Annotated in this window: 1 protein-coding gene; it reads right to left on the bottom strand. The window is 56.9% G+C overall.

Going from position 1 to position 1192, the window contains the following annotated elements:
- Complete coding sequence (gene tuf / locus T9A_RS16495) at positions 1-1191, bottom strand: elongation factor Tu (RefSeq protein WP_035250768.1); 1191 nt, start codon at positions 1189-1191, stop codon at positions 1-3.
- Between the last annotated feature and the right edge of the window lies 1 nt (position 1192).

Below are 1192 nucleotides of genomic sequence, written 5' to 3'. Positions count from 1 at the left end.
TTACTCGGTGATTTTGGCAACCACACCGGCGCCAACGGTACGACCACCTTCGCGAATAGCGAAGCGCAGGCCGTCTTCCATGGCGATCGGAGCGATCAGCTCAACGTCCATTTGCACGTTGTCGCCCGGCATTACCATTTCGGTACCTTCCGGCAGGGTACAAGCACCCGTTACGTCGGTGGTACGGAAGTAGAACTGCGGACGGTAGCCATTGAAGAACGGAGTATGGCGACCACCTTCGTCCTTGCTCAGCACGTACACCTCAGCGATAAACTTGGTGTGCGGCTTGATGGAACCCGGCTTGGCCAGAACCTGACCACGCTCAACGTCATCACGCTTGGTACCACGCAGCAGAACACCAACGTTCTCGCCTGCACGACCTTCGTCGAGCAGTTTGCGGAACATTTCCACACCGGTACAGGTGGTCTTGGTGGTGTCGTGGATACCGACGATCTCGATTTCCTCGCCCACCTTGATGATGCCACGCTCTACACGGCCGGTTACTACGGTACCGCGACCAGAGATGGAGAATACGTCTTCGATCGGCATCAGGAACGGCTGATCGACAGCACGCTCCGGCTCCGGGATGTACTCGTCCAGGCACTCAACCAGTTTCTGCACGGCAGGCATGCCGATTTCGCTGGTATCGCCTTCCAGTGCCTTCAGGGCAGAGCCCTTGATGATCGGCGTGTCGTCGCCCGGGAAGTCATAGTCGCTCAGCAGTTCGCGAACTTCCATTTCCACCAGCTCGAGCAGCTCTTCATCGTCAACCATGTCCGCTTTGTTCAGGAACACAACGATGTAAGGTACGCCAACCTGACGGGACAGCAGGATGTGCTCGCGGGTCTGCGGCATCGGGCCGTCAGCGGCGGAACATACCAGGATCGCACCGTCCATCTGCGCGGCACCGGTGATCATGTTTTTCACATAATCAGCGTGACCAGGGCAATCTACGTGGGCGTAGTGACGAGTCGGGGAATCGTATTCCACGTGAGAAGTTGCAATAGTGATACCACGCTCACGCTCTTCCGGGGCATTATCAATACCATCGAAAGCAATGGCGCTACCGCCCCAAACTTCTGCACACACGCGGGTCAGCGCGGCGGTCAGAGTGGTTTTACCATGGTCAACGTGACCAATGGTGCCTACGTTTACGTGCGGTTTATTACGTTCGAACTTTTCCTTTGCCACG

Origin of the sequence: Alcanivorax jadensis T9 (assembly GCF_000756655.1) — a bacterium.
GTDB classification, from domain to species: Bacteria; Pseudomonadota; Gammaproteobacteria; order Pseudomonadales; family Alcanivoracaceae; genus Alcanivorax; species Alcanivorax jadensis.
The sequence above is the reverse complement of the archived record's forward strand: the minus strand, read 5'-3'. Positions and strand labels throughout refer to the sequence as shown.